The sequence below is a fragment of the Ferrovibrio sp. MS7 genome, assembly GCF_038404985.1.
In the GTDB taxonomy this organism is placed as follows: Bacteria; Pseudomonadota; Alphaproteobacteria; order Ferrovibrionales; family Ferrovibrionaceae; genus Ferrovibrio; species Ferrovibrio plantarum.
Map to the genome: position 1 here is coordinate 2,056,488 of NZ_JBBKBA010000001.1, position 24,909 is coordinate 2,081,396.

The window sequence follows — 24,909 nt, forward strand, 5'->3', positions numbered from 1 at the left end:
GCGCGTTAAGCGCGCTGACCCGAACGCTGTCCGGAATGTTGGTTGCCGCCGCTGCGCTGGCCACCCTGATTGCGGCCCTGGCCGGTACGCTGGCCCTGGCCGGCAGCCTGCTTCGGGCGCTGCCCTTGACCCTGGCCCTGATGTGCCCGCTGGCCATCGGCACGCTGGCCCTCATGCCGTTGCCCGTCATGGCGCTGGCCTTGCGGACGTGCCTGGCCTTGCGGGCGGCCCTGGCTCTGGGGCCGGCCGGAATGCTGGCCGCCACGGCCATGCTGTGGGCGGGGGCCGCGCGGCGCTTCGGCCTCGGCAGCCACCTTGATGGTGCCGGTGCGGTCCTCGGCCGGAATCTTCTGGCGGATCAGCCGCTCGATATCGCGCAGGTAGGCGCGTTCCTCATGATCGCACAGCGAGATCGCGATGCCGGCGCGGCCGGCGCGCGCGGTGCGGCCGATGCGATGGACATAGGATTCCGGGATATTCGGCAATTCGTAGTTGATGACGTGGGTCACTTCCGGAATGTCGATGCCGCGCGCCGCGATATCGGTGGCGACCAGGGCGCGCACCTTGCCTTCGCGGAAGCCGGCCAATGCGCGTTCGCGCTGGCCCTGCGACTTGTTGCCATGGATGGCAGCCGCTTCGACGCCGCTGACTTCCAGATGCTTGGCCACGCGGTCGGCGCCGCGCTTGGTGCGGGTGAAGATCAGCGTGCGGTAGATCGAGTCATCTTTCAGCAATTCGCTGAGGATGGCGCGCTTGGCCGGGCCCTCGATATGGATCACGCGCTGCTCAACGCGGTCGGCGGTGGCGGCTACCGGCGTTACGGCCACGCGCACCGGATCGCTGAGGAAGTTATGCGCCAGCTTGGCGATATCGTCCGGCATGGTGGCGGAGAAGAACAGGCTCTGGCGCTTGGCCGGCAACTGGCCGACGATCTTGCGGATCGGCTGAATGAAGCCCATGTCGAACATCTGGTCGGCTTCGTCCAGCACCACGATCTCGGTGAGGTCGAGGCGCAGGTTGCGGCTGCCCGTATGGTCGAGCAGGCGGCCCGGCGTGGCGACGAGCACGTCGACTCCCTGGCCAAGCTGCTTGATCTGCGGGCCGGCGGAAACGCCGCCGAACACGATGGCGACGCTGACGCCCATCTTGTGGCCGTAGAAGCGGAAACGCTCGGCGATCTGGCTGGCCAGTTCGCGGGTCGGGCTCAGCACCAGCACGCGGCAGGATTTCGGCTGCGCCTTGGGGCGGCGGCCATCGGGGCCGGGCTGCATCAGGCGGTGCAGGATCGGCAGCGCGAAGGCGGCGGTCTTGCCGGTGCCGGTCTGGGCAATGCCGAGCAGGTCGCGGCCCTGCATCACATGCGGGATGGCCTGGGCCTGGATCGGGGTCGGGGTCTGGTAGGGGCCGGTGGCGAGCGCCTGCAACAGCGGCGCGGCGAGGCCAAGGTCATTGAAACTGGTCAAAACGGAATCCTTTGAACTAGCCAGGCGCATAGGCGCATGGCGTCGCTTTTCCGCGACAGGCGGAAAGCGGGGGGTGAAAACGCCCCGCGTGACCTGGGTCGTAAGATGGAGATGAAGGGCACCCGGCAGGATGATCCTGGGCTGAAAGCCTGGTCAGGGATCGTTCACGCGGCCAGTGGCGCCGATAGTCGCGGGGCGGAACCCTCAAGCGACGGCGCTGATATGACAGCTTCGGCCGCAATAGTCAAGTTAACCTTTTTGCACCGCGGCAAAAAGATCGGGCAGCGTAATCACCAGGGTTCCATCCAGGGGCGCAGGTCGGTTTCGAAGGTCCAGGCGCTGCGCGGCTGGCTGTGCATTTGCCAGTAGACTTCGGCAATGGCATCGGGATCGAGGATGCCGTCCTTGTCTTTCAGCGCATAGCGTTCGGGAAACATGTCCTGGATGAACTTGGTGTCGATGGCGCCATCGATCACCACATGGCCGACATGGATGCCCTGCGGCCCCAATTCGCGCGCCATGCTCTGCGCCAGGGCGCGCAGCGCATGCTTGGCGCCGGCGAAGGCGGCAAAGCCGGCGCCGCCACGCAGCGAGGCGGTGGCGCCGGTGAACAGGATGCTGCCTTTGCCGCGCGGCACCATGTGTTTCGCCGCCTCGCGCCCGGCCAGGAAACCGGCGAAGGCGCCCATTTCCCACACCTTGCGGTAGACGCGGGACGTCATGTCGCGGATCGGGAAGCGCACATTGGCACCGATATTGAAGACGACGACTTCCAGCGGCCCGACTTCGCGCTCGATGGTTTCGAACAACGCCATCACCTGGTCTTCCTCGCGGGCATCGGAGCCGAAGGCGCGGACCTTGCCGCCATCGGCGGTGATGCGCTGCACCAGGGCTTCGAGTTTCGCGGCCTCGCGGCGGGTGACGCAGGCGGTGTAGCCCTCGCGGGCAAAGCGCCGCGCAATGGCACCGCCGGTGGCGTCGCCAGCACCGATCACCAGGGCGGCCTTGCCGCTGCCGAGTTTGTTCATATCGCTTCCTCCAGTTTCCGCTTCTCTCAAGCATCATTGCATTGTAAGTTCTAAAAGGGAACTTAATCTTTGCATGGGAGCATTGCGGCAAGGTCATGCGGTGGCAGGAACTGGATCGCGAAGCCTGTTCGGTGGCGCGCTGCGTGGCGGTGGTGGGCGACCGCTGGAGCCTGCTGGTGCTGCGCGACTGCTTCCTCGGCGTGCGCCGCTTCGATGATTTCCATGCGCGCCTCGCCATCACCCGGCATGTGCTGGCGGATCGTCTGAAGGGTCTAGTGGAGGAGGGTGTGCTGAAGCGTGTTGCCTATCAGCAGCGCCCGGAGCGGTTTGAATACCGGCTGACGGAAGCCGGCCGCGACCTCTATCCGGTGATCATGGGGCTGGTGGCCTGGGGCAACAAGCACCGTGCCGGTACCCGTGGGCGCCCTGTGCTGCATCGGCACAAGGCCTGCCAGCATCATTTCGATGCGGTGATGATCTGCTCCGAATGCAACGAGCCGCTGGATCCGCGCCAGGTGGAAGTCGAGCCGGGGCCCGGCCTGCCGCGCAGCCAGCAGCTCAGGCATCTGCCGCCAGCTTCGTAGAACGAAAAAATGAGGGAGGGAAACATGAAGCAAGTGGAATTCCTGTTCGATTATGGCAGCCCGACCTGCTATCTCGCCTATACGCAATTGCCGGTGCTGGCGGCCAAGTACAATGCCGAGATCCTGTGGAAGCCGATCCTGCTTGGCGGCGTGCACAAGGCCACCGGCAACCGCTCGCCGGTGGAAGTGCCGGCCAAGGGCCTATGGATGTTCCAGGACCTGCAGCGTTTCGCCAAACGCTATGGCGTGCCCTTCAAGATGAATACGCATTTCCCGATCAACACCCTGCTGCTGATGCGCGGCGCCGTGGCGATGCAGCGCGAGGGCCGCCTGCTGCCCTATAGCGACGCCATCTTCAAGGCGATGTGGGTGGATGGCCTGAATCTCAATGACCCCCAGGTGATCGGCGGCGTGCTGCACAAGGCCGGCTTCGATCCGCAGGCCTTGCTGAGCGCAGCGAATGACGAGGCGGTGAAGCAGCAGCTTAAATCCGAGACCGAGGCGGCGGTGGCGCGCGGCGTGTTCGGCGCCCCGGTTTTCTTCGTCGGCGAGGCGATGTTCTTCGGCCAGGACCGGCTGGATTTCGTTGCCGAGGAGCTGGCGGCAGCTTGACGCGGCGGCTTGACGTGGGGGCGTTAAAGTTTTCCGATAGCGGGTAATGACCGAGTCAAAGCCCGCCGGGAAGCCTTCCAGCCAACGCCTGCTCTGGACGCTCTGCATCGCCGAGGTGCTGAGCATGGCCGGCTTCTCGGCCTTTCCCGCCTTGCAGCCTCATTTAAGCGCCGCCTGGCAGTTGAGCGCGGCGGAGGCCGGCTGGATCAACGGCCTGTATTTCGCCGGCTACACCCTGGCGGTGCCGTTCCTGGTCGCCTTCACCGATCGCAGCGACCCGCGCCAGGTAATGCTGGTGGGCCTGGTGCTGGCGGTGGTGGGCAATCTCGGCTTCGCGCTTCTAGCCGAGGGCTTTGTCAGCGCCGCCTTGCTGCGCTTCATTGCCGGTGCGGCTTTGGCCGGCACCTATATGCCCGGCTTGGTGCTGCTCACCGATCATGTGCAGGGCCCGATGCAGTCGCGCTCTGTGGCCTTCTACACCTCCACCTTCGGCATCGGCAGCGCCGGCTCCTTCCTGGTGGCCGGCGAACTAGGCGAATTGTTCCCCTGGCCGGTGGCTTTCGCCGCTGCCGGCCTGTTGGCCGCGCTGGGCCTGCTGCTGGTGCTGTTCGGCCTGCCGCGGCGTCCGCTTGAGCAACGCCCGCTGGTTCCGGTGCCGCTGCGCCGCGTGCTGGATTTCCGGCCCGTCTTCGCCAATGGCAATGCCATGCGCTATGTGCTCGGCTACACGCTGCATTGCTGGGAATTGTTCACCGTGCGCTCCTGGATCGTCGCCTTCCTGGCGGCACGCGAAGCGGCAGGTGCCGATGCGTTGTGGCGGCCCTCCACTGTCGCGATGATCGTGGTGTTGGTCGGCGTGCCGGGCAGTATCCTGGGCAATGAACTGGCGCTGCGGGTCGGCCGCGTGCGCGCCATTGTCGGTGTGGCCATTGTCACCGCCTGCCTCGCCGCCCTGGTCGGCTGGTCCGGTGCCTGGCCGGCCTGGCTGCTGGGCAGTGCGTTGGTGGTCTACAAATTCATGATCATGGCCGATTCCGGGGCGCTGACCGCCGGGGCGGTGGCGGCTGCAGAGCCGGAGCGCCGGGGTGCCACCATGGCAGTGCATTCCACGCTCGGGTTCCTTGGCGCCTTCCTCGGGCCGGTTGTATTCGGCCTCACCCTGGATGGCTTAGGGGGAGCCAGGGAACCGATGGCCTGGGGCATTGCCTTCACATCCCTGGCTGCCATCGGCTTGCTGTCGCCGCTGGTCCTGCTTACCCTGGGGCGTACCCGCCCCTGAGTCCCGCCCCTGGGGCCCCGTCAGGGGTCAACCGAGTTCCCCTATGCTTATCCCGCTCATCGTCGCCTGTGCGCTGTTCATGGAGAATCTCGACTCCACGGTGCTGGCCACGTCGCTGCCCGCCATCGCCCATGCCTTCGGCGAGAGTCCGCTGAAGCTCAACCTGGCGATCACCTCCTATCTTTTCGCGCTCGCCGTCTTTATCCCGATCAGCGGCTGGATGGCCGACCGCTTCGGCACCCGCACGGTATTCCGCGCCGCCATCATCGTCTTCACCTTCGGTTCGATCCTTTGCGGCATCAGCGAATCCTTCTGGGAGTTGGTCGGTGCCCGCGTGCTGCAGGGCATGGGCGGCGCCATGATGGCGCCGGTAGGCCGCCTGCTGGTGATCCGCTCCACCAGCAAGTCCGAACTGGTGCGCGCCATGGCTTTCCTGATGCTGCCGGCGTTGCTTGGGCCAGTGATAGGGCCGCCGCTCGGCGGTTTCCTCACCACCTACCTCTCCTGGCGCTGGATCTTCTGGATCAATGTGCCGATCGGCATTATCGGTGTCATCCTGGTCAGCATCTATATCCCGAATACCCGCGCCGCCTCGGTGCCGCCGCTGGATTACAGCGGCTTCCTGCTTTCGAGCCTCAGCCTGCTCGGCCTGGTCTTCGGCTTCGAGACCATTGGCCGTGACCTGATGCCGGCCTGGATTTCATCAGGGTTGATGGTGGGTGGCGCCATCGGCCTGTGGCTTTACTTGCGCCATGCCCGCCGCACCGAATATCCGGTGCTGGATTTCCGGCTGCTGCAGGTGCAGACCTTCCGCGTCAGCGTCACCGCCGGCACGTTGTTCCGCATCGGCGTCGGCGCCATACCCTTCCTGCTGCCGCTGATGCTGCAGGTCGGCTTCGGCCTCTCGGCCTTCCAGTCTGGCATGCTCACCTTCGCCAGCGCCGTCGGCGCATTGGCGATGAAAACCACCGCCGCGCCGATTCTGCGCCGCTTCGGCTTCCGCCGCGTGTTGCTGGCCAATGCCGTGATCAGCGGCAGCTTCATCGCTATCCTCGGCTTCTTCCGGCCGGACTGGCCGGCCTGGGTGATCCTCGGGCTGTTGCTGGTCGGCGGCTTTTTCCGCTCGCTGCAATTCACCGCCATGAACACCATTGTCTATGCCGATATACCGCCTGAGCGGATGAGTGCGGCCACCAGCTTCTACGCCATGGCGCAGCAGGTTACACTCAGTGCCGGCGTCGCGGTCGGCGCCATGGTGCTGCATATTACCGCCACGCTGGCCGGCGACCGTGCCCTGGTGCCGGGCGATTTCACCCCGGCCTTTGTTGCCGTCGGCCTCGCTGCCATGTGTTCGGTGCTGCTGCTGCGGCCGCTGCCGAAAAATGCCGGCGAGGAATTGAGCGGTCACAGGCTGCCGCCGCCGAAATAATTCCCCAATGCTGTCACAGCCGGGTGGGCAGGGCCGTCTTTAAGGGCGTTACTCCCCTTGGAGACCCTTGTTTGGAGAGCTTGTGTCATGCAACCCCGTATCGCGTTTTCCGAAGTTCCCGCCGATCATCGCAGCCCGCTGATGGCAGTCCACAAGACGCTGGAGGCGTCCAGCCTTGGCAAGACCCTGGTCGAACTGGTCTATCTGCGTGTTTCGCAGATCAATGGCTGCACCTACTGCATCGATATGCACACCACGGCCCTGCTCAAGGCCGGCGTCGACAACCGCAAGCTGGCGACCTTGATGCATTGGCGCGAAACCGCCTGGTTCGATGGCCGCGAAGCCGCCGCTCTGGCCTGGGCCGAGGCAGTTACGCTTTGTGCCGATGGCTGGCCCGATCCGGCACTCTATGCCGACCTGGAGCGGCAATTCAGCCGGGCCGAGATCATTGATCTGGTCTATGCCATCGGCCTGATGAATGCGCTCAACCGCACCGCCATCGCGTTTGGCCAAGGTCCTGCCTGAGGAATGCTTCGGCCTTGACCGGGCGGGACACCTGGGATACCCGGGAGGTAGCCAGCAGGGAGCCCCGCCATGAGTGACGCATCGGAAGCCAATACCGTTGTTGAGATGCAGATCCAGCCGCGCAGCCAGGATCTTGGCGACGGCTTCATGGTGCGCCGCGTGCTGCCCTATATGAAGCGGCGCCATATCGGCCCCTTCGTCTTTCTCGACCATATGGGGCCGGCGCGGTTCGAGCCCGGCCACGGCCTGGATGTGCGGCCGCATCCGCATATCGGGTTGGCGACCGTCACCTACCTGTTCGAAGGCGAGATCATGCATCGCGATTCGCTCGGCTATCACCAGCCGATCCGGCCCGGCGACGTGAACTGGATGACCGCCGGTTCCGGTATCGCGCATTCCGAGCGTACCCGCGCCGAATTGCGCTCCAGCGGCCAGTCGCTGCATGGCGTGCAGGCCTGGGTGGCTTTGCCGCTGGAAGCCGAGGAGGTGGATCCGAGTTTCCAGCATCATCCGGCGGCGAGCCTGCCGGAACGCAGCGCGCCGGGCGTCACCTGGCGCCTGATCGCCGGCAGCTATGACGGCGTGACCTCGCCAGCGCAATGCCTGTCGCCGATGTTCTATATCGACCTGCAGCTTGCGGCTGGAGCGCGTTTCGTGCTGCGGCCGGAATACGCCGAGCGCGCTGTGCATATGTCGATTGGCGGCGCGGTGATTGGCGGTCAGGCCTTCGCGGAGGGCAGCATGGCGGTGTTGCGCGAGGGCGGCGATGTGGTGATCGAGGCGCCGACGCCTTGCCGCCTGATGCTGCTGGGCGGTGCGCCGCTGGATGCGCCGCGCTTCATGTGGTGGAATTTCGTGTCCAGTTCGAAGGAGCGGATCGAGCAGGCCAAGGCGGATTGGCGCGAAGGCCGCTTCGCCAAAGTGCCAGGCGAAACTGAGTTCATTCCACTGCCGCCGGGCTGAGCGCCATGCAGGGCAACGGCAGCTACGAGGACGAACTGCGCCGGCTGCAGATCGAACTGGTGAAGCTGCAGCACCATCTGATTGCGCGTGGCGAGAAAGTGTTGATCCTGCTGGAGGGCCGCGATGCCGCCGGCAAGGATGGCAGCATCAAGCGCCTGGTGGAGCACATGAGTCCGCGCGAGACCCGCGTGGTGGCTTTGGCCAAGCCAAGCCAGCGCGACGAGGCAAGCTGGTATTTCCAGCGCTGGGTATCGCATCTGCCGGCGGCCGGCGAATTCGTGCTGTTCAATCGCTCCTGGTATAACCGCGCCGGCGTCGAGCATGTCATGGGTTTTTGCTCAAAGGCCGAATACAAGGAATTTCTCGCCAGCGTGCCGGAATTCGAGAAGCTGCTGCTGCGCGGCGGCATCCACTTGAGCAAATACTATCTCGATATTTCCAGGGCCGAGCAAAAGCAGCGGCTGGCCGAACGGCGTCAGGATCCGCTGGCGCAATGGAAAACCAGCCCGATCGACGACGTGGCTTTGCGGCGTTACGACGCTTACACCAAGGCGCGCGATGCCATGTTGCTCAAGACCAGCAGCCGCCACGCGCCCTGGTACATCATTGCCGCCGACCGCAAGAAACAGGCCCGGTTGGCACTGATCCGACACATTCTTTCGTGTTGGGATTATCCGGGGAAAGGAAAGCACCTGGAGCCGGATGCGAAGCTCGTTTTTACCTTTGCGCCGCGCTATTTGAAGCAGGGACGGCTCCAATCCTAGGGGAGCCATTGCAAGCGGCGAGGATGGCATGAGCAGCGAAGCAGCCGATATCGTCATCATCGGCGGCGGCATGGCCGGTGCCGGCGCTGCCTATGCCCTGGCGCCGCAGCGCCGCGTCATCCTGCTCGAGCGCGAAAGCCAACCCGGCTATCACACCACCGGGCGTTCGGCGGCATTGTTTTCCGAAACCTATGGCAATGGGCCGATCCGGGCGTTGACGGTGGCGAGCCGCGATTTCCTGATGCAGCCGCCTCGGGGCTTCAGCGATACGCCGATCCTCACCCCGCGCGGCGTGCTGCAGGTTGGTGGGGCGGACAAGGCCGCCCAGCTTGATGCCGCCTATGCGGAGATGCGCCGCCTGGTGCCCTCGGTGCAGCGGCTGGATGCCGCCGCCGTATTGGCCCAGGTGCCGGTGCTGCGGCCCGAGATTGTGGCCGGTGGCGCAGTGGCCGAGCCGCATGCCATGGATATCGATGTGCATGCCCTGCATCGCGGCTTCCTGCGTGGTGCGGCGGCGGCTGGTGCGCGCATCCTCAGTGATGCCGGCGTCACTGGTATTGGCCGGGCGGGCGGCGATTGGCTGGTCGAGACCACACAGGGCAGCTTCCGCGCCGCCGTGGTGATCAATGCCGCCGGTGCCTGGTGCGATGCGGTTGCCGCGCTGGCGGGTATCAAGCCGATCGGCCTGGAACCGATGCGGCGCACGGCGCTCACCGCCGACATGCCGGCGGGAACCGACTTCCAGCATTGGCCGATGGTGATCGATGCCGACGAGGACATCTACTTCAAGCCCGATGCCGGCCGGCTGCTGATCAGCCCGGCGGACGAGACGCCGTCCGAGCCCTGTGATGCCCAGCCGGACGAGATGGATGTGGCGATTGCCATTGACCGTTTCGAAACCCTGACCAGCCTGACCGTGCGGCGGGTGGCGGCAAAATGGGCGGGGCTGCGCAGCTTTGTGGCCGACCGGACTATCGTGGCTGGTTTCGATCCCGCAGCGCCCGGCTTTTTCTGGCTGGCCGGGCAGGGTGGCTACGGGATTCAGACTTCCGGCGCCATGAGCCGGGTTGCCGGGGCGCTCGCCTTGGGTCAAGCTCTGCCCAGCGATATCCAGGCCCTCGGTCTTTCAGCGGCGGATATCGGACCTAGCCGCCTGAGGTAACTTGCCCCAATGAATGCCCTCTCGCCAGCCAAGCCGATTATTGCGCGCAGCGCCTGCCCGCATGACTGCCCCTCGACCTGTGCGCTGGAAATCGAGAAGCTGGATCAGTTCCGCATTGGCCGCGTGCGCGGCGCCGAGGCCAACAGCTACACCGCCGGCGTGATCTGCGCCAAGGTGGCGCGCTATGCCGAGCGGGCGCAGCACCCGGACCGCTTGTTGAAACCGCTGCGCCGCACCGGGCCGAAGGGTTCGAACCAGTTCACCGAAATTTCCTGGGCCGAAGCGCTGGACCGCACAGCGGAGGCCTTCCTGGCCGCCGAGCGCAAATTCGGCAGCGAAACCGTGTGGCCCTATTACTATGCCGGCACCATGGGGCTGGTGCAGCGCGACGGTATCCATCGCCTGCGCCATGCCAAGCGCTATTCCGGTTTCCATTCCACCATCTGCGTCACGCTGGCCTGGAGCGGCTATATCGCCGGCACCGGCAATCTGCGCGGCCCCGATCCGCGCGAGATGGCGAAAAGCGACTGCGTGGTAATCTGGGGCACCAATGCGGTGCACACGCAAGTCAACGTGATGACCCATGCGGTGCGGGCACGCAAGGAGCGCGGCGCCAAGATCGTGGTGATCGATCCCTACCGCAATGCCACCGCCAAGCAGGCGGACATGCACCTGATGCTGCGGCCCGGCACCGATGGCGCGCTCGCCTGCGCGGTGATGCATGTGCTGTTCCGCGATGGCTTTGCGGATCGTGACTACCTGGCGCGCTATACCGACGTGCCGGCTGAACTCGAAGCGCATCTGCAATCGCGTGGCCCGGCCTGGGCGGCGGCGATCACCGGCTTGAGCATCGCGGAGATCGAGGCTTTCGCGCATCTGCTGGGCGAACGCAAGCGGCATTACCTGCGGCTTGGCTATGGTTTCTCGCGCAGCCGCAATGGCTCGTCCAACATGCATGCGGCGGCCAGCATTGCCGCTGTCACCGGGGCCTGGCAGCTCGAAGGCGGTGGCGCCTTCCACAATAACGGCGCGATTTTCCACTGGGACAAGTCGCTGATCGAAGGCCATGACCTGCGCGATCCGGCGATCCGCATGCTGGATCAGTCACGCATCGGCCCGGTGCTGGTGGGCGAGGCGGAAGCCTTGAAAAACGGCCCGCCGGTGACGGCGCTGCTGATCCAGAATACCAATCCAGTGGATGTGGCGCCGGAACTGGCCAAGGTGCATAAGGGCTTCGCGCGCGAGGATCTGTTCACCTGCGTGCATGAGCAGTTCATGACCAATACCGCCAAGATGGCGGATATCGTGCTGCCGGCCACCATGTTCACCGAGCATGACGACATCTACCAGGCCGGCGGCCAGCAGCATATCCTGCTTGGGCCGAAGATCGTCGAGGCGCCGGGCGAGGCGCGCGAGAATCATTACGTGATCTGCGAATTGGCCAAGCGGCTTGGCGCCGAGCATCGCGGCTTCCAGATGACAGCGCGCGAGATCGCTGATTGGACGCTCACGGCTTCCGGCTGGTCCGATGTCGAGACGCTGGAGCGCGAATTCTGGATCGATTGCCAGCCGGATTTCCGCAGCAGTCATTTCCTTGATGGCTTTGGCCATCCCGATGGCAAATTCCGCTTCGCGCCGGATTGGTCGGCAATGGGGCCGGATGGCTATAAGCTGCCCAAACTGCCGGACCATGCGGCGCTGATCGAGGAAGCGACAGCAGAGACGCCGTTCCGCATGGTGACGGCGCCGGCCCGCAACTTCCTCAATTCCAGCTTCACCGAAACACCGACCTCGGCCAGAAGCGAGGGTCGCCCCAGTGTGATGCTGCACAGCCAGGATGCGGCTGCACTCGGCGTTGCCGAAGGCGATGTGGTGCGGCTCGGCAATGCGCGCGGCGACCTCGCCATCCATGTCCGGCTGTTCGATGGCGTGCAGCCCGGCGTGGTGATCGTGGAAGGCATCTGGCCGAGCCACACCTTCATCGAAGGCATCGGCATCAACCTGCTGGTCGGCGCCGATGCCGCCCCGCCCAATGGCGGCGCCGCGTTCCATGATACGGCGGTGTGGATACGCAAAAGCGCCTAGTCGTGGCCGTCGCGCTTGCGCGTTTTCAGCAGATCGACCAATTCATCATGCAGCCATGGGCCGGTGGCGATCACGCTGGGATGGCGGTGGCGCGGGGCGTCGTAGCGCAGGGGTGCGCCATCGGCGGTGCTGATGCGGCCCCCGGCCTCGCGCACCACCAGGTCGGCGGCGGCGATATCCCAGTCGCTCTTCTCGCTTAAAGAGAGCGCGGCATCGAAGCGGCCGGCTGCCACCAAAGCCATGCGGTAGGCGATGGAATTGCGGTGCTCGAACTCCGCCTTGCCGGTGCGGGCGAGCCAGCCATGGCGGTCGAAGGTGCGGCGGCTGGCCAGCAGGCGGGCTTCCGCCAGCGTCCCATGGCCGGAGGCGCGGATCGTCTTGCCGTTCAGCTTGGCGCCATCGCCGGTGGCGGCCTCAAAGAATTCATCGGTGGCAGGATTGAAGATCGCCGCCAGCACCGGCTGGCCTTCCGCCATCAGCGCAACACTGACGGCGAATTCCGGCTTGGCGGCAATGAAGGCGCGGGTGCCGTCGATCGGATCGACCACCCAGGTGGCGGCATCGCCCACCGCTGCCGCCGAGGCGCTTTCCTCTGACAGCCAGCCATAGCCGGGCCGGGTATCCACCAGCCGCGCGCGCAGCAGCTTGTCGATAGCGATATCGGCTTCCGAGACCGGATCGTTCGGCTGCTTGTTCCAGGATTTCACGCCATCGCGGAAATACTTCAACGCCACCGCGCCGGCTTCGCGCACGGCATCGAGCAGCAGCGGGCGGTCTTCCAGATGGCGCATGATCAGCGCCCGGCGATGGTCATGCCTTCCACCAGCACGGTGGGGGCATCGGTGCCATAGCGGAATACCAGATCGCTGGCCGGAGTGATGCGCTTGAACATCTCCTTGAGATTGCCGGCAATGGTGATCTCGGAAACCGGATCGGTCAGCTTGCCGTTCTCGATCAGGAAGCCGGCGGCGCCACGGCTGTAATCACCGGTCAGCGGATTGACCGACGAACCCATCATTTCGATCACATAGAGCCCGCGCGCGATGCCGCCGAGCAATTCCTCGACGCTTTGCTTGCCGGCGGCGAGGTAGAGGTTGGTAGCGCCAGGCGAAGGCGGCGAGGAAGTGCCGCGCGAGGCATGGCCGGTGCTCTTGAGGCCAAGCTGCCGCGCCGTGGCGCAATCCATCAGCCAGGTGGTGAGGCGGCCCTGGTCGATCAGCTTGCGGCGCTGGCGTGCCACGCCCTCCATGTCGAACCAGCGCGAACGGAAGCCGCGCGGCCTGAGCGGATCGTCGATCACATCAAGGCCGGGGGCGAAGATTTCTTCGCCCATCTTGTCTTTCAGGAAAGAGGTGCCGCGCGCCACCGCCGCGCCATTGATGGCGCCGGAAAGATGGCCGATCAGGCTGTTGGCAACGCGGTTGTCGTAGACCACCGGCAGGGCCTGGCTCTCGATCTTGCGCGGATTGAGCCGGCGCACGGCGCGCTCGCCGGCTGAGCGGCCGATCACTTCGGGCGCGGCAAGATCGGCGAAATGCAGCGCGGCGCTGTAATCATAGTCCCGCTCCATGCCGGTATCCTTTCCGGCAATGGCGACGGCTGAAAGGCTGTGCGAGCCGCTGAAACCGGCGCCGCTGAAGCCGTTGGAGGCGGCATAGGCCGTGAGGCCCAGGCTGCGCGAGGCCGAGGCGCCTTCGGAATTGGTCACGCCGCTGACGGCAAGGGCGGCGGCCTCACAGGTCTTGGCGCGCTCCAGCAACTGCGCCATGTCGAGTTCGACGCCATCGAGCTGGTCGAGGTCAACGGCGGTGGTGGCGAGTTCGGACGGATCGGCAAGGCCGCAGAATTTGTCTTCCGGCGCCAGTTTGGCCATCGCCACGCCGCGCTCGATCAGGGCCGCCACGGCGTCCTTGCCGAAATCGGTGGTGGAGACGCAGGCTTGGCGCTGGCCGATCAGCACCCGCAGGCCGATCTCGCGGCTCTCCGAGCTTTCCACATCCTCGGGCTGGCCCAGCCTGACGCCGGCGGAAAGCGAGCGGCTTTCATGGTAGACGGCATCGGCGGCATCGGCGCCGGCCTTGCGTGCAGCGGCGATCAGGTCGCCCAGCAGGGACTTGGCTTCATTAGCGCGTGCATTGAAATCAGTCATGATTATCCACTTACTCTGGTGCGTCTTCCATACGATAAGCCATATAGCTGACGAAGGCGACAAAACAACCCACAACCCAGCCAAGCCAGTGCAGTTGGTCGGTCCAATAGCGCCAGTCTTCGCTGCTGAAATGAGCCAGGATCTGGGCCAGGAATTCGACGCTCAAGAAACCGATGCCGGCGCCAAGCGCGGCGGAAAAGGCCAGGTTCCAGGCGCCGCGCATCAGTGCCCAAGGATGCCACCAGGGCAGCAGGTCGCGCTCATCCGCGCGGCGGAGCTTGAACAGCGGCATGGCGTTAATGGATCGTCGGCGGGGTTTCGGGTTGCAGCGTGGTGCCGGCCTCATGCGTCGGCGTTCCCGGCTGCACGGCGCCTTCTCGCGGCAGCATCCACACCACCATGCGCTCGCGCAGGCCACGGATCGCCTGTGGCCGCATCTCGGTGAGATCGCGCAAGGGGGCGAGATCGCCGCGCGTCTCCTGCTTCAGCCGTTCCACGAAGGCCTCGCTGATGCAGAGTGAGGCATTGATGCTGCGCGTCATCTGCTCCAGGCGGTGCGCCACATTCACGGTTTCGCCAACCAGCGCGTATTCGACGCGGTGCTCGTCGCCGATATTGCCAAGCGTCAGCGGTCCGAAATGCAGGCCGACGGCAAGCTGCAGCGGCGGCTGGCGCAAGGGTGCGCGCTGGCGGTTCAGTTGCTCGATGGCCTGTTGCATGGCGCGGGCGGCGAGTAGGGCGGAGGAAGCGTCGCGCAGGCCGGCGCGCGGCGTGCCGAAGGAGGCCATGATGCCATCGCCGAGATACTTGTCGAGCGTGCCCTGCTGCTCGGCCACGGCATGGGCCAGGCGGCGGTGCACTTCGCGCAGCAGGGCGATGGTCTGGGCCGGCGACATGTCATCGGAAAGCCGGGTGAAGCCGACCAGGTCAGCGAACAGCACGGCGGCATCGATCTGGGTCACGGCACCGAGCGGATCATCCATGCGCTGCAATTCCTCGGCGATATGCGGCGAGAAATGACGTGCCAGATTGCGCCGGCCGCGTTCGCTCTCGATCTGGCGCGCCACCAGATGGCGGGCGCGCACAGCCGCCACCATCAGGATCACGCCGATCAGCCCGATCAGCACGATGCGGCGGATCATGTCGCCATAGGAAACCCGCCAGGGGTCAAGCAGGAAGGCGAGGCGATCCAGGGCCGAGATATTGGCGACATTCATCGGCAGCAGCATGGTGTCGACGCCCGGCTGCATCGCGATGCTGACGGTGACCACGGCCCAGGTGATCATTGCCGCTATCGTGGTGAACAACACCGTGCGTGCCGATTGGCCCAGCGCCGCCAGCGCCAGGAACAGCGGCAGATACAGCACGGTATCGAAGCTGAGCATCATCGGCGGCGGCAGCGGGTTCGGATCGAACGGGTTCGGCAGCGCAATGGCGGCGCCGATGAAGGCCATGTCGATGAACGGGAACAGCCAGTGCATCCAGGGGCGGTCGATGCCGGGCTTGCGCACCAGAAGCTGGATATAGGCGGATAATGCCAGCGCCAGCAGCCAGGGATAATAGTTCAGCGCCAACGGCCAGCGCATCTCGGTGGTGAGCAGCGTGGCAACGATGGCGAGCGCAACGAAGCGCAGGTTGATGGCGAGCTTCAGGCCTTCGTATTCTTCGGCCTGGAAAGCCTGCCCCAGGCGGCGCTGTTCGGCATCAACGAGCTGATCGCAGCCTTGGCCGCAGATCGCATCATGCATGCGCTGCCAGAGGGTGGATTTCATCGTAACCGGCCTCCAAAAACCGGCAAAAGCCAGGATACTCTTCCGGGTCAACGGGCGCGAGGGGCTATTTCCAGATCGGCTTGCCGGAACCAGGAAGCCCGAGTTTCGGCCATTTCTCTGTGACGGTGCGCACCACATCGGCATCCATTGCCAGCTTCTCGCCCCATTCCCGCTTGGTCTCGGGCGGCCATTTATTGGTGGCATCCAGGCCGATCTTGCTGCCCAGGCCTGATTCCGGCGAGGCGAAATCCAGGTAGTCGATCGGGGTATTCTCGATCAGGGTGATGTCGCGCGCCGGGTCCATGCGGGTGGACATGGCCCAGACCACGTCCTTCCAGTTCCGGGCGTCGATGTCGTCGTCCACCACGATCACCCATTTGGTGTACATGAACTGGCGCAGATAGGACCACACCGCCATCATCATGCGCTTGGCATGGCCGGGATACGCCTTCTTGATGCTGACCACCGCGACGCGGTAGGAGCAGCCTTCCGGTGGCAACCAGAAATCGACGATCTCGGGGAATTGCTGGCGGATCAGTGGCACGAACACATCGTTCAGCGCCTCGCCCAGCACGCTCGGCTCATCCGGCGGGCGGCCGGTGAAGGTGCTCAGATATATGGGTTTCCGCCGCCTGGTGATCGCCGTGACGGTAAAGACCGGGAATTGCTCCACCGAATTGTAATAGCCGGTATGGTCGCCATAGGGGCCTTCGTCGCCATATTCATCCAGCGACACATAGCCTTCCAGCACGACCTCGGCTTCCGCCGGCACCTTCAGCGGCACAGTGCGGCAATTCACCAGCTCCACCTTCTTGCCGCGCAACAGGCCGGCGAACTGGTATTCCGACAGCGTTTCCGGCACCGGCGTCACGGCGGCCAGGATCACGCCGGGATCGGCGCCGATCACCACGGCAGCGGGGAAGGGCTCGCGCTTGCCGGCCTGTTTCCAGCGCTGGTGCTGCTGCGCGCCGCCGCGATGCTTCAGCCAGCGCATCAGGGTCTGCTTCTTGTTCAGCACCTGCATGCGGTAGATGCCGAGATTGAAGCTGTCCTCGCGCGCGTCGCTCGGGCCTTTGGTGACCACCAGCGGCCAGGTGATCAGCGGTGCCGGCTCACCCGGCCAGCAGGTCTGGATCGGCAATGCCGTAAGGTCGATGTCGTCGCCCTGCAGCACCACTTCATGCACCGGGCCGCTGCTCACGGTCTTGGGCGCCATGGCCAGCACGTTCTTCACCAGCGGCAGCAGGCCGAAAGCCTCGCGCAGGCCCGCCGGCGGCTCCGGCTGACGCAGGAAGGCCAGGGTCTCGCCGATCTCGCGCAGCTGCCCCGGCTCACGGTCCATGCCCCAGGCGACGCGCTCGACGGTGCCGAACAGGTTCACCAGGACGGGAATGTCGCTCAACGAGCCATCGGCCTTGAGCGGCTTCTCGAACAGCACCGCCGGGCCATTCTCGGCCAGCAAGCGGGTCTGGATCTCGGTCATTTCCAGCACAGTGGAGACCGGCTCGGTGACGCGCACCAGGCGGCCCTTGGCTTCGAGCTGGGAAATGAAGTCGCGCAGCGAGGCATAGGCCATCAGGCAGTCTCCTGTTGCGGCTTGTGGGTGGCGAGATACAAGCCAGGCAGCACCAGGGCGCTGCCGATCCAGTGATAGAAGGCAAAACTCTCGCCGAGCAAGGCCCAGGCCATCAAAGCCGTGTAGATCGGCGACAGGTAGAGCATCAGCCCGGTCTTGCTGGGGCCGAGATGCTTGGTCATGTAGCCATAGGTGCCGTAGGCGCCGATGCCGGGCACGATCACCAGGGTGATGATCGCCAGCAGGGTGCGACCATCCAGCGCCGGTGGCCCGGCCAGGGCGGTTTCCGCTGCCAGAAGCGGCAGCAGCAGCAAGGCGCCGGCGCCGGTAATGCAGGCCAGCCGGGCATTGATGCTCAAGCGGCTGGGCCAGCGCTTGAGCAGCACGGCATACACCGCCCAGGCCGCCGAGGCCGCCAGGATCAGCAGGTCGCCGAGCGAGAAGGAGAGGCTGAACATCAGGCCGATATCACCGCGCAGCACGATCACCAGCACGCCGATCAGGGCCAGTGCCGTGCCGAGCCCCTGGCGCAGGCTCATCGCCTCGCCGAACCAGATGCGCGAGAGGAGAATGATGATCACCGGTGAGGTGGCATAGATCAGGCCGATATTGGTGGCCGTGGTGCTGGCCGCGCCCCAATAGACGCCGGCACCACAGATCACCATGCCGAGGAAGCCGAGCATCAGGCATTGCCCTGCCTCGGCACGGATGGCGCTGCGCAGGCGCCACAATTCGCGGCCATAGAGTAGGGCGAGGACCAGGAACACGCCGCTCCAGCGCCAAAAGGCCAGCGCCACTGGCGGGATGAAATCGGCGGTGGCGCGCGCCATCACCATGTTGGTGGTGAACATGGCGGGCGTAATGAACAGCAGAATCTGCGCCAGTTGCTGTTCGCGGGCGGTGGCAGCCGGGGGAGGGGTCATGGCGGCGGAGAATAGGCCGGGTGGCGGGTGCTTTCCAGGCTTCGGGAATATTGCTATGCCAGCCGCCATGCGCCGCTTTCCCGCCGAATTCGCCGATCTGCTGAGCCGCCAGGGCCAGGCCCTGCTGCTGGGCCGCCATGCGGCTGCCGGCAAGCTCGCCGAGCCGCGCACCCGGTTCCTGGCCCTGGCCGGCCTGATCGATGCCCGCCAGGCCAAGGGTGCCGCCGCTTTGCTGGAGACGGCGCTGGCGCCGCATCTGCGGCTGATGGCGCAACCGATCCCGCCGGAAAGCATCTGGGAGATGCGCGAGAACTACGCCGAGCAACTGCCCAAGGTGATGCGCCAGCGCACGCTGCACCTGGATGGCGGCAAGGGCATCGGCCTGAAGGCGGCGACCGATATCGGCCTGATCGCCATGCTGCGCTCGGCCAGCTACCGCGCCTTCGCCGAGGCACTGGCGGGCCGGAAGCTGCGGCGCAAGTATGGCCTGCAGGCCATTGCCTATCATCCCGGCGACTATGCCGGGCCGCATAACGACCATCACCCGGAAGAACCGCTGGCGCGTCAGGGCTATGTCGACATGCATATCGGCTTTTGCACGCCCGGCGCCAAAAGCCAGCTATTGGTCTATGCCAAGGCCGGGCATTTCAGCGAAGCCGTGGAAGTGGTCGGCAACGGGCTGGTGAATGCCTACCGGCTGCCGTTCTGGCATTACACCACGCCGCTTATCCCAAAGCGCGGCCAGGCGGACACCGCCCGGCGCTGGATCCTGCTCGGCACGTTCCTGTACGGAACGTGATTACGGCGCCAGATAGCCACCTTTCGGTTCCGGCCCCAGGCTGCCGCCGGCTTCCTTCACGGCCTTCTTATAGGCGGCTTCGGACTTGTAGGCGCCACGCGGCTTGAAATCCGCCATGGTGGCCGGGCGCAGTTCATGGGTGCGCGGCATCACCTTGAAGATGCCGCCATCGCGGCCCAGGATCGGGATCGGGCGGTTCCAGCGCGAATAGACCCGGCGCGTCGAGGCGCCATGACTCTTCATGCTTTCCCATTCCTCGGGATCGAAGGCGAAAATCTTCTCAAACGAGGCCACCATCTCCTTGATGAAGGCCTGCTCTGCCAGGTCCATGCGGGCGATCATCCAGCAGCGGTCCTCGAAGATCCAGTAGACCGAAAGCCCGATGAATTCGCCCTTGGCGGTGATGTAGGGGAAGAACGGGAAGGCGCGGCAGGCGATGGTGCGGTTGTCGCGTTCGCAGAAGGCGGCGCCCTTGCATTCGATGGCGCAGGTCGAAGCCGGCAGTTCCTTCACGATCTTGCGCGAGGTGGCGTCCTTGGCCTTGAAGCTGGACCAGAGATCGGTGCGGCTTTTCAGCAAGGCGAATTCCGCCTTGTGTACCACCGGAATGGCATTGCCGGTGGTACAGCAGACCGGCTGGCCGCCATTCAGCGGGGCGCATTTTCGACCGCAATCGTATTTCGAGATCGAGGCGTTGAATTGCTTGTAGACGTCGCCGAAATGCTCCGGCGTGATTCGGGTCTTGGTCATGCCCGTACTATAAAGAACAATCAGCCGATCAGGAAACCGAGAAACACGATCAGGCCGGCATCGCGGTTTGCCCTGAATTTGATCAGGCAATCGGCGGGATCGTCAGGTTGCAAGGTCAGCACCTGCCACGCCATATGGCCAGCCAGGGCGGCAAGGCAGAGCCAGAAGCCAATGCCCATGCCGGCAAGGGCGCCGCAAAGCCCGATGCCGAGCCAGGCGAGGGCGAAGAAACCGGCGATCCATTGCCTTGATTGCTGCCCGAACAGCCGCGCGGTGGATTTCACACCGATCAGCGCGTCATCTTCCTTGTCCTGCAGCGCATAGATCGTGTCGTAGCCGAGCGTCCAGATGATGCCGGCGGCATAGAGCACCAGCGGCGCAAGGTCGAGCCGGCCGGCGACAGCGGCATAGCCCAGCACCGCGCCCCAGTTGAAGGCGAGGCCAAGGAAGAATTGCGGCCACCAGGTGACGCGTTTCATGAACGGGTAGATCGCCACCAGCAGCAGTGAGGCGACGCCGAGGCCGATGGCCAGCCGGTTCATGCTGACCAGGATGACAAAGCCGAGCAGCGACTGCGCCACCAGCCAGGCCCAGGCCTGCCATGGTTTCACCTGGCCCGATGGCAGTGGGCGGTTGCGGGTGCGCTCAACCCGTGCATCGAAATCGCGGTCGACGATATCGTTGAAGGTGCAGCCGGCACCGCGCATGGTCAGGGCGCCGATGCCGAACAGCAGGATCAGCCCGATATCCAGGCTGCTTCCTGGCGGGCGGGCCAGGGCGATGGACCACCAGCCCGGCAGCAGCAGCAGCCAGGTACCGATTGGGCGGTCGAGACGCGAAAGCCGGGCATAGGGCCGCCAGGACGCCGGCAGCCAGCGCCCGACCCAATGATTGTCGAGGGCATCGGCAGGGGCCGTATCAGGGGCGGCAGACGTGACTTCCGGGTCGGGCTTTGCCATAACGCTTCTCCGATAGTCCAAAACCGCGAGGCGGCACAAGCGCCATGGCCAGTGTGGCCCGACTTTACGTTACCGCCGATCTCAAGGCCGGCGCCGATCTGGCGCTGGATGAGGCGGCGGCGCATTACCTGCGCCATGTGCTGCGGCTGGAACCCGGCGCGGGTGTCGCGTTGTTCAATGGCCGCGATGGCGAATTCGCTGCCGAACTCACTATTGCTGCCAAGCGCGAGACGCGCGTTACGGTGGGAGAGTGCCTGCGGCCATTCCAGGCACCGCGCGATATCTGGCTCTGCTTCGCGCCGATCCGCCAGGGCCGTATCGAATTCATCATCGAGAAGGCGACTGAACTTGGCGCCGCCCGGCTGCTGCCGGTGCTGACCAAGCGCTGCCAGGTGCGGCAGATCAACGCACAACGCCTCGAGGCGCATGCGCGCGAAGCCGCCGAGCAATGCGAACGGCTGGATGTGCCGCCGCTCTCGCCTTTGCAAAGCCTGGAGGCGTTGCTTGCCGCTTGGCCGCAGGAACGGCGATTATTCGCCTGCCTGGAGCGCGAGGCGGCAACGCCCTTGCTTGTCGCCTTGCAGGCCTTGCCGACCGGTGCGCCATTGGCGATGCTGGTGGGGCCGGAAGGTGGCTTCGCACCGGAGGAAGCCGCCTTGCTGAAGGCCCGGGCCTTCGTCACGCCGGTGTCGCTTGGGGCGGGTATATTGCGGGCGGAAACTGCGGCCCTGGCTGCCCTTGCGGTGGCGGCGGCCCTCTAAGGGCGGCCCCTGGACTTTCCGGGATTTCTGCGCCATATGCGCAAAGCCCCAGGCGTCCTCCGGGAAGCCCAATGAATGTCCTGGTGGAAGCCGCGATTTCTGGCGAAGTTTGGAACGAGAACAAGAAGCAACGAGGTTTTTATGTCCGGACCGGCACAAGCCCCCGAGACCCCGGTTACCGATATTTCCCAGCTCGTTGCCTATGTTGCCGAGGGCTCGAAGCCGAAAGAGGCGTGGCGGATTGGCACCGAACACGAAAAGCTTGGCTACAACACCCAGGATTTCCGCCCGCTGCCCTATGAGGGCCCCGCGGGCATCCAGCGGCTGCTCACCGAATTGCAGCGTTTCGGCTGGCAGCCGGTGGAAGAGGCCGGCAAGGTCATTGCCCTGACCCTGGACAACCAGTCGATCACGCTGGAGCCGGGCGGCCAGTTCGAACTTTCCGGCGCGCCGCTGGAGACGATTCATCAGACCTGTATCGAGGTCAGCACCCATCTGCGCCAGGTGCGCGAAGTGGGGCAGGAGCTTGGCATCGCCATGGCCGGCCTTGGCATGCAGCCGAAATGGCGCCGCGCCGACATCCCGATGATGCCGAAGGGCCGCTACAAGATCATGACCGAGTATATGCCGAAGAAGGGCAATCTTGGCCTCGACATGATGTATCGCACCTGTACCGTGCAGGTGAATCTGGACTACGCCTCCGAAGCCGACATGGTGAAGAAATTCCGCGTCGGCTTGGCCTTGCAGCCGGCAGCGACGGCGATGTTCGCCAATTCGCCGTTCACCGAAGGCAAGCCGAACGGCTTCTTGAGTTTCCGCAGCCATATCTGGACCGACACCGACCCCGACCGCAGCGGCATGCTGCCATTCGTGTTTGAGGACGGCATGGGCTTCGAGCGCTATGTGCAGCACGCGCTCGATGTGCCGATGTATTTCGTCTACCGCGATGGCCAGTATATCGATGCCACCGGCCAGAGTTTCCGCGATTTCCTGGCCGGCAGGTTGCCCGCCGCGCCCGGTGAAATCCCCACGCTGCGGCACTGGGCGGATCATCTCACCACGTTGTTCCCAGAAGTGCGCATGAAGCGTTTCCTGGAAATGCGCGGCGCCGATGGCGGCCCGTGGTCCAGGCTTTGCGCACTGCCCGCTCTCTGGGTCGGCCTGCTCTATGACCAGACCGCGCTGGATGCGGCCTGGGATCTCTGCAAGGACTGGACGCACGAAGAACGCGCCCGCCTGCGTGTCGAGGCGCCGAAATACGGCCTGCATACGCCGTTCCGCAACGGTACGCTCCAGGATGTGGCGCGCGAAGTGGTGAAGATTGCCCAGGCCGGTCTGCGTGCCCGCAAGCGCATCTCGCCGGCTGGCGAGGACGAGACGCATTTCCTGGCGCCGCTGCAAGCCATCGTGGAAAGCGGCGAGACGCCGGCGGAAGCCTTGCTCAAGCTCTATAACGGTCGCTGGAACCGTTCGGTCGATCCGGTCTTTACCGAACTGGCTTACTAAGCCAAGTACGGAGTCTTTCAGGATCATAGAGCGAGCGCGCCGCCGCTGCCGTCAGGGCGGCGGGCGGCTGCACGGCTTGGCGCTGTAGGGCATTGTGCTTCTCGCGTGCCTCGGGCCAGCGGCCCGCATCGGCCAGAGCCACGACGCCGCGCAATTCCTGCGACCAGCTTTCCAGAATCTGTTGCGGCGCCGCCGCCTCGAAGCGTTCATGCATGAAGCCGACCTGGCTGCGCAGCATGGTGGCGATGCGCTCGGTGAGCGGTGCGTTCTCTTCCGCCAGCGGCAGGCGCAATGCGCCGAGGGCACGGGCGAAATCGCCGAGATCATCTTCGAAACGCAAGGGCTGCTCCGGCGCCTGACCGGGGGCAAGGGTCTGCTGATAGGCCACCAGGGCATCGAGCAGCAGCGGATCCGGCTCGGCGCCATCGAATTCCAGCACAATGACATTGCGGGTGAATTCGCGCAGTGAACCGAGGCGGCGGTCGAAGCCGAGGCGCGGCTTGTCCTTGACGCCGCGCAGCGACGGAATCTGCAGCGGATTGGCGCGGCCATCCTCGGCCTTCGCCGACCACAGCGAATGAGTGACATCGATATGGCCGGGGCGGTCTGACAGGCCGGGAATGAAGAAATGCCGGTTGGCGTCGCCATTGGGATGGCAGGCGTGGCAGGAGAGGCCGGCCTTGCGCGCGTTGCCGCCCAGCACATCGGGGCTGCGGAAGGCGAGCCGGCCATATTCGGCGAAGAAGCTCTGCTGCGTGCCGCCGGTCTGGATTTCCTGCGGTCGCCGGGTCAGTTCCTCGAGATTGAGCGAACCCGGCGGCAGCCAGTCGAGCGCGCCGCGCAGGGATTGCGCCGCTGCCGCCTGAACAAATAAGGCCTGGGCAAACAAGCAAAGGGCCAGCAGCAAAGCCGCTGGCCCGCAATGCCTGATCAGGAAAGCCTCAGCCCGGCGCATCCGGCAGATTATGGTTCATCTCGCGCGCCGGCTGCTCGCATTCGCAATCGCCCATCAGCTTGGCCGGCACGCCGGCCGCCGTGCAATGCGGTGGCACCGGGATCAGCACCACGCTGCCGGCGCCGATCTTGGCGCCTTCGCCGATCTCGATATTGCCTAGGATGTTGGCGCCGGCGCCGATCAGCACGCCGCGCCGGATCTTCGGATGGCGGTCGCCGGTTTCCTTGCCGGTGCCGCCCAGCGTCACATTCTGCAGCAGCGACACGTTATCCTCGATCACGGCGGTCTCGCCGATCACCACGCCGGTGCCATGGTCGATCAGGATGCCGCGACCGAACTTGGTCGCCGGATGAATGTCGACGCCGAACACTTCCGAACAGCGGCTCTGGATCAGGAAGGCCATGGTCTCGCGGCCCTGATGCCACAGCCAATGCGCCACGCGGTGGCTCTGGATGGCAAGGAAGCCCTTGAAGAACAGCAGCGGCTTCATGTAGCTGCGGCAGGCCGGGTCGCGCTCGTTCACCGCCACCAGATCGGCGCGCACGGCATTGCCGATATCCGGATCGGCGGTCAGCGCCTCGTTGATCACTTCGCGCATCACCAGCGCGGACACGTCGGTGTTGCCGAGCCGCTGCGCGAGCTGATAGCTCAGCGCATCTTCCAGCCGCTGGTGATGCAGCACGGAGGCATGCACCAGGCTGGCGAGCAGCGGTTCCTGGGTCACGGCTTCCGCCGCTTCAGTGCGGATGCGGGTCCACACCGGATCGTGGGTGGCAATCTTGGTTACACTGGCAGGCATGTGGGGCTCCCCCTGCTTGGCATGCGCTAAAATTATAACACCGGGCGGGTTAACCGCCCATGATTG

At 65.1% G+C, this 24,909-nt stretch carries 24 protein-coding genes; 12 read left to right on the top strand and 12 right to left on the bottom strand.

Translation table 11 applies throughout. The annotated features are described in order from the left end of the window. Window positions 1-5 precede the first annotated feature (5 nt). Entirely contained in the window at window positions 6-1,463 is a 1,458-nt protein-coding gene (locus tag V6B08_RS09815; RefSeq protein ID WP_341980164.1) for a DEAD/DEAH box helicase, read from the bottom strand. A gap of 290 nt (window positions 1,464-1,753) precedes the next feature. Then, window positions 1,754-2,491: an SDR family oxidoreductase gene (locus V6B08_RS09820; RefSeq protein WP_341980166.1), complete on the bottom strand. Its 738-nt coding sequence runs from the start codon at window positions 2,489-2,491 to the stop codon at window positions 1,754-1,756. 95 nt (window positions 2,492-2,586) lie between these two features. Here V6B08_RS09820 and V6B08_RS09825 point away from each other — a divergent pair, with 95 nt between their 5' ends. From V6B08_RS09825 to V6B08_RS09865, 9 genes are all read left to right on the top strand, one after another. Then, window positions 2,587-3,075 (top strand): winged helix-turn-helix transcriptional regulator, encoded by a 489-nt coding sequence (locus V6B08_RS09825; protein ID WP_341980168.1) that lies wholly within the window; start codon window positions 2,587-2,589, stop codon window positions 3,073-3,075. A gap of 24 nt (window positions 3,076-3,099) precedes the next feature. Continuing rightward, window positions 3,100-3,687 (top strand): 2-hydroxychromene-2-carboxylate isomerase, encoded by a 588-nt coding sequence (locus tag V6B08_RS09830; RefSeq protein WP_341980170.1) that lies wholly within the window; start codon window positions 3,100-3,102, stop codon window positions 3,685-3,687. A 46-nt stretch (window positions 3,688-3,733) separates the two neighbouring features. Continuing rightward, window positions 3,734-4,966: an MFS transporter gene (locus V6B08_RS09835; protein ID WP_341980172.1), complete on the top strand. Its 1,233-nt coding sequence runs from the start codon at window positions 3,734-3,736 to the stop codon at window positions 4,964-4,966. A gap of 43 nt (window positions 4,967-5,009) precedes the next feature. After that, the gene (locus V6B08_RS09840) at window positions 5,010-6,395 is read left to right on the top strand and encodes a DHA2 family efflux MFS transporter permease subunit (protein WP_341980174.1); all 1,386 of its coding nucleotides are present in this window, start codon (window positions 5,010-5,012) and stop codon (window positions 6,393-6,395) included. An 87-nt stretch (window positions 6,396-6,482) separates the two neighbouring features. Further along, entirely contained in the window at window positions 6,483-6,920 is a 438-nt protein-coding gene (locus tag V6B08_RS09845) for a carboxymuconolactone decarboxylase family protein (RefSeq protein WP_341980175.1), read from the top strand. 69 nt (window positions 6,921-6,989) lie between these two features. Next, complete coding sequence (locus tag V6B08_RS09850; RefSeq protein ID WP_341980177.1) at window positions 6,990-7,883, top strand: pirin family protein; 894 nt, start codon at window positions 6,990-6,992, stop codon at window positions 7,881-7,883. A 5-nt stretch (window positions 7,884-7,888) separates the two neighbouring features. Further along, entirely contained in the window at window positions 7,889-8,647 is a 759-nt protein-coding gene (gene ppk2, locus V6B08_RS09855) for a polyphosphate kinase 2 (RefSeq protein ID WP_341980180.1), read from the top strand. Between the two features lie 28 nt (window positions 8,648-8,675). Further along, window positions 8,676-9,809 carry an NAD(P)/FAD-dependent oxidoreductase gene (locus V6B08_RS09860; protein WP_341980182.1) on the top strand — a complete coding sequence of 378 codons (1,134 nt, stop codon included), beginning with the start codon at window positions 8,676-8,678 and terminating at the stop codon, window positions 9,807-9,809. 9 nt (window positions 9,810-9,818) lie between these two features. Then, the gene (locus V6B08_RS09865) at window positions 9,819-11,894 is read left to right on the top strand and encodes a molybdopterin oxidoreductase family protein (RefSeq protein WP_341980184.1); all 2,076 of its coding nucleotides are present in this window, start codon (window positions 9,819-9,821) and stop codon (window positions 11,892-11,894) included. On the opposite strand, the gene V6B08_RS09870 is transcribed toward V6B08_RS09865, so the two are convergent. The 6 genes from V6B08_RS09870 to V6B08_RS09895 form a co-directional block, all read right to left on the bottom strand. Continuing rightward, window positions 11,891-12,685: an inositol monophosphatase family protein gene (locus tag V6B08_RS09870; protein WP_341980186.1), complete on the bottom strand. Its 795-nt coding sequence runs from the start codon at window positions 12,683-12,685 to the stop codon at window positions 11,891-11,893. The two genes, V6B08_RS09865 and V6B08_RS09870, sit on opposite strands and share 4 nt — an antisense overlap. Before the next feature lie 2 nt (window positions 12,686-12,687). Further along, entirely contained in the window at window positions 12,688-14,043 is a 1,356-nt protein-coding gene (locus tag V6B08_RS09875) for a TldD/PmbA family protein (RefSeq protein ID WP_341980188.1), read from the bottom strand. Window positions 14,044-14,053: 10 nt separating this feature from the next. After that, entirely contained in the window at window positions 14,054-14,335 is a 282-nt protein-coding gene (locus tag V6B08_RS09880) for a hypothetical protein (RefSeq protein ID WP_341980191.1), read from the bottom strand. A 4-nt stretch (window positions 14,336-14,339) separates the two neighbouring features. Continuing rightward, a complete protein-coding gene (locus V6B08_RS09885; protein ID WP_341980193.1) occupies window positions 14,340-15,815 on the bottom strand; it encodes an adenylate/guanylate cyclase domain-containing protein in 1,476 nt (491 codons plus the stop codon). 64 nt (window positions 15,816-15,879) lie between these two features. Beyond that, window positions 15,880-17,391, bottom strand: coding sequence for a UbiD family decarboxylase (locus V6B08_RS09890; protein WP_341980195.1), 1,512 nt, complete (start codon window positions 17,389-17,391; stop codon window positions 15,880-15,882). Then, the gene (locus tag V6B08_RS09895; protein WP_341980197.1) at window positions 17,391-18,314 is read right to left on the bottom strand and encodes a DMT family transporter; all 924 of its coding nucleotides are present in this window, start codon (window positions 18,312-18,314) and stop codon (window positions 17,391-17,393) included. The genes V6B08_RS09890 and V6B08_RS09895 overlap by 1 nt, the downstream gene beginning before the upstream one ends. Before the next feature lie 55 nt (window positions 18,315-18,369). Here V6B08_RS09895 and V6B08_RS09900 point away from each other — a divergent pair, with 55 nt between their 5' ends. Continuing rightward, window positions 18,370-19,113 carry a hypothetical protein gene (locus tag V6B08_RS09900; RefSeq protein ID WP_341980199.1) on the top strand — a complete coding sequence of 248 codons (744 nt, stop codon included), beginning with the start codon at window positions 18,370-18,372 and terminating at the stop codon, window positions 19,111-19,113. Here V6B08_RS09900 and V6B08_RS09905 read toward each other — a convergent pair whose 3' ends face one another. Together V6B08_RS09905 and ubiA are read right to left on the bottom strand one after the other, a co-directional pair. Continuing rightward, a complete protein-coding gene (locus V6B08_RS09905; RefSeq protein ID WP_341980202.1) occupies window positions 19,114-19,863 on the bottom strand; it encodes a hypothetical protein in 750 nt (249 codons plus the stop codon). A 20-nt stretch (window positions 19,864-19,883) separates the two neighbouring features. After that, complete coding sequence (gene ubiA / locus V6B08_RS09910) at window positions 19,884-20,822, bottom strand: 4-hydroxybenzoate octaprenyltransferase (RefSeq protein ID WP_341980204.1); 939 nt, start codon at window positions 20,820-20,822, stop codon at window positions 19,884-19,886. Window positions 20,823-20,866: 44 nt separating this feature from the next. Here ubiA and V6B08_RS09915 point away from each other — a divergent pair, with 44 nt between their 5' ends. Beyond that, window positions 20,867-21,583, top strand: a complete 717-nt coding sequence (locus V6B08_RS09915) for a 16S rRNA (uracil(1498)-N(3))-methyltransferase (protein WP_341980206.1) — start codon at window positions 20,867-20,869, stop codon at window positions 21,581-21,583. A 141-nt stretch (window positions 21,584-21,724) separates the two neighbouring features. Continuing rightward, window positions 21,725-23,089, top strand: coding sequence for a glutamate--cysteine ligase (locus tag V6B08_RS09920; protein WP_341980208.1), 1,365 nt, complete (start codon window positions 21,725-21,727; stop codon window positions 23,087-23,089). Here the strand turns inward: V6B08_RS09920 and V6B08_RS09925 are convergent. Further along, window positions 23,070-23,978, bottom strand: coding sequence for a hypothetical protein (locus V6B08_RS09925; RefSeq protein WP_341980210.1), 909 nt, complete (start codon window positions 23,976-23,978; stop codon window positions 23,070-23,072). The two genes, V6B08_RS09920 and V6B08_RS09925, sit on opposite strands and share 20 nt — an antisense overlap. Window positions 23,979-24,030: 52 nt before the next feature. Further along, window positions 24,031-24,843 carry a serine O-acetyltransferase gene (gene cysE / locus V6B08_RS09930; protein ID WP_341980212.1) on the bottom strand — a complete coding sequence of 271 codons (813 nt, stop codon included), beginning with the start codon at window positions 24,841-24,843 and terminating at the stop codon, window positions 24,031-24,033. Window positions 24,844-24,909: the final 66 nt, after the last annotated feature.

What these genes read in the sequence shown, in the direction of transcription:
- V6B08_RS09820 (WP_341980166.1), bottom strand. Translation starts at nt 2,491, where the DNA reads ATGAACAAACTCGGCAGCGGCAAGGCCGCCCTGGTGATCGGTGCTGGC.
- V6B08_RS09825 (WP_341980168.1), top strand. Translation starts at nt 2,587, where the DNA reads ATGCGGTGGCAGGAACTGGATCGCGAAGCCTGTTCGGTGGCGCGCTGC.
- V6B08_RS09830 (WP_341980170.1), top strand. Translation starts at nt 3,100, where the DNA reads ATGAAGCAAGTGGAATTCCTGTTCGATTATGGCAGCCCGACCTGCTAT.
- V6B08_RS09835 (WP_341980172.1), top strand. Translation starts at nt 3,734, where the DNA reads ATGACCGAGTCAAAGCCCGCCGGGAAGCCTTCCAGCCAACGCCTGCTC.
- V6B08_RS09840 (WP_341980174.1), top strand. Translation starts at nt 5,010, where the DNA reads ATGCTTATCCCGCTCATCGTCGCCTGTGCGCTGTTCATGGAGAATCTC.
- V6B08_RS09845 (WP_341980175.1), top strand. Translation starts at nt 6,483, where the DNA reads ATGCAACCCCGTATCGCGTTTTCCGAAGTTCCCGCCGATCATCGCAGC.
- V6B08_RS09850 (WP_341980177.1), top strand. Translation starts at nt 6,990, where the DNA reads ATGAGTGACGCATCGGAAGCCAATACCGTTGTTGAGATGCAGATCCAG.
- ppk2 (WP_341980180.1), top strand. Translation starts at nt 7,889, where the DNA reads ATGCAGGGCAACGGCAGCTACGAGGACGAACTGCGCCGGCTGCAGATC.
- V6B08_RS09860 (WP_341980182.1), top strand. Translation starts at nt 8,676, where the DNA reads ATGAGCAGCGAAGCAGCCGATATCGTCATCATCGGCGGCGGCATGGCC.
- V6B08_RS09865 (WP_341980184.1), top strand. Translation starts at nt 9,819, where the DNA reads ATGAATGCCCTCTCGCCAGCCAAGCCGATTATTGCGCGCAGCGCCTGC.
- V6B08_RS09870 (WP_341980186.1), bottom strand. Translation starts at nt 12,685, where the DNA reads ATGCGCCATCTGGAAGACCGCCCGCTGCTGCTCGATGCCGTGCGCGAA.
- V6B08_RS09875 (WP_341980188.1), bottom strand. Translation starts at nt 14,043, where the DNA reads ATGACTGATTTCAATGCACGCGCTAATGAAGCCAAGTCCCTGCTGGGC.
- V6B08_RS09880 (WP_341980191.1), bottom strand. Translation starts at nt 14,335, where the DNA reads ATGCCGCTGTTCAAGCTCCGCCGCGCGGATGAGCGCGACCTGCTGCCC.
- V6B08_RS09885 (WP_341980193.1), bottom strand. Translation starts at nt 15,815, where the DNA reads ATGAAATCCACCCTCTGGCAGCGCATGCATGATGCGATCTGCGGCCAA.
- V6B08_RS09890 (WP_341980195.1), bottom strand. Translation starts at nt 17,391, where the DNA reads ATGGCCTATGCCTCGCTGCGCGACTTCATTTCCCAGCTCGAAGCCAAG.
- V6B08_RS09895 (WP_341980197.1), bottom strand. Translation starts at nt 18,314, where the DNA reads ATGACCCCTCCCCCGGCTGCCACCGCCCGCGAACAGCAACTGGCGCAG.
- V6B08_RS09900 (WP_341980199.1), top strand. Translation starts at nt 18,370, where the DNA reads ATGCCAGCCGCCATGCGCCGCTTTCCCGCCGAATTCGCCGATCTGCTG.
- V6B08_RS09905 (WP_341980202.1), bottom strand. Translation starts at nt 19,863, where the DNA reads ATGACCAAGACCCGAATCACGCCGGAGCATTTCGGCGACGTCTACAAG.
- ubiA (WP_341980204.1), bottom strand. Translation starts at nt 20,822, where the DNA reads ATGGCAAAGCCCGACCCGGAAGTCACGTCTGCCGCCCCTGATACGGCC.
- V6B08_RS09915 (WP_341980206.1), top strand. Translation starts at nt 20,867, where the DNA reads ATGGCCAGTGTGGCCCGACTTTACGTTACCGCCGATCTCAAGGCCGGC.
- V6B08_RS09920 (WP_341980208.1), top strand. Translation starts at nt 21,725, where the DNA reads ATGTCCGGACCGGCACAAGCCCCCGAGACCCCGGTTACCGATATTTCC.
- cysE (WP_341980212.1), bottom strand. Translation starts at nt 24,843, where the DNA reads ATGCCTGCCAGTGTAACCAAGATTGCCACCCACGATCCGGTGTGGACC.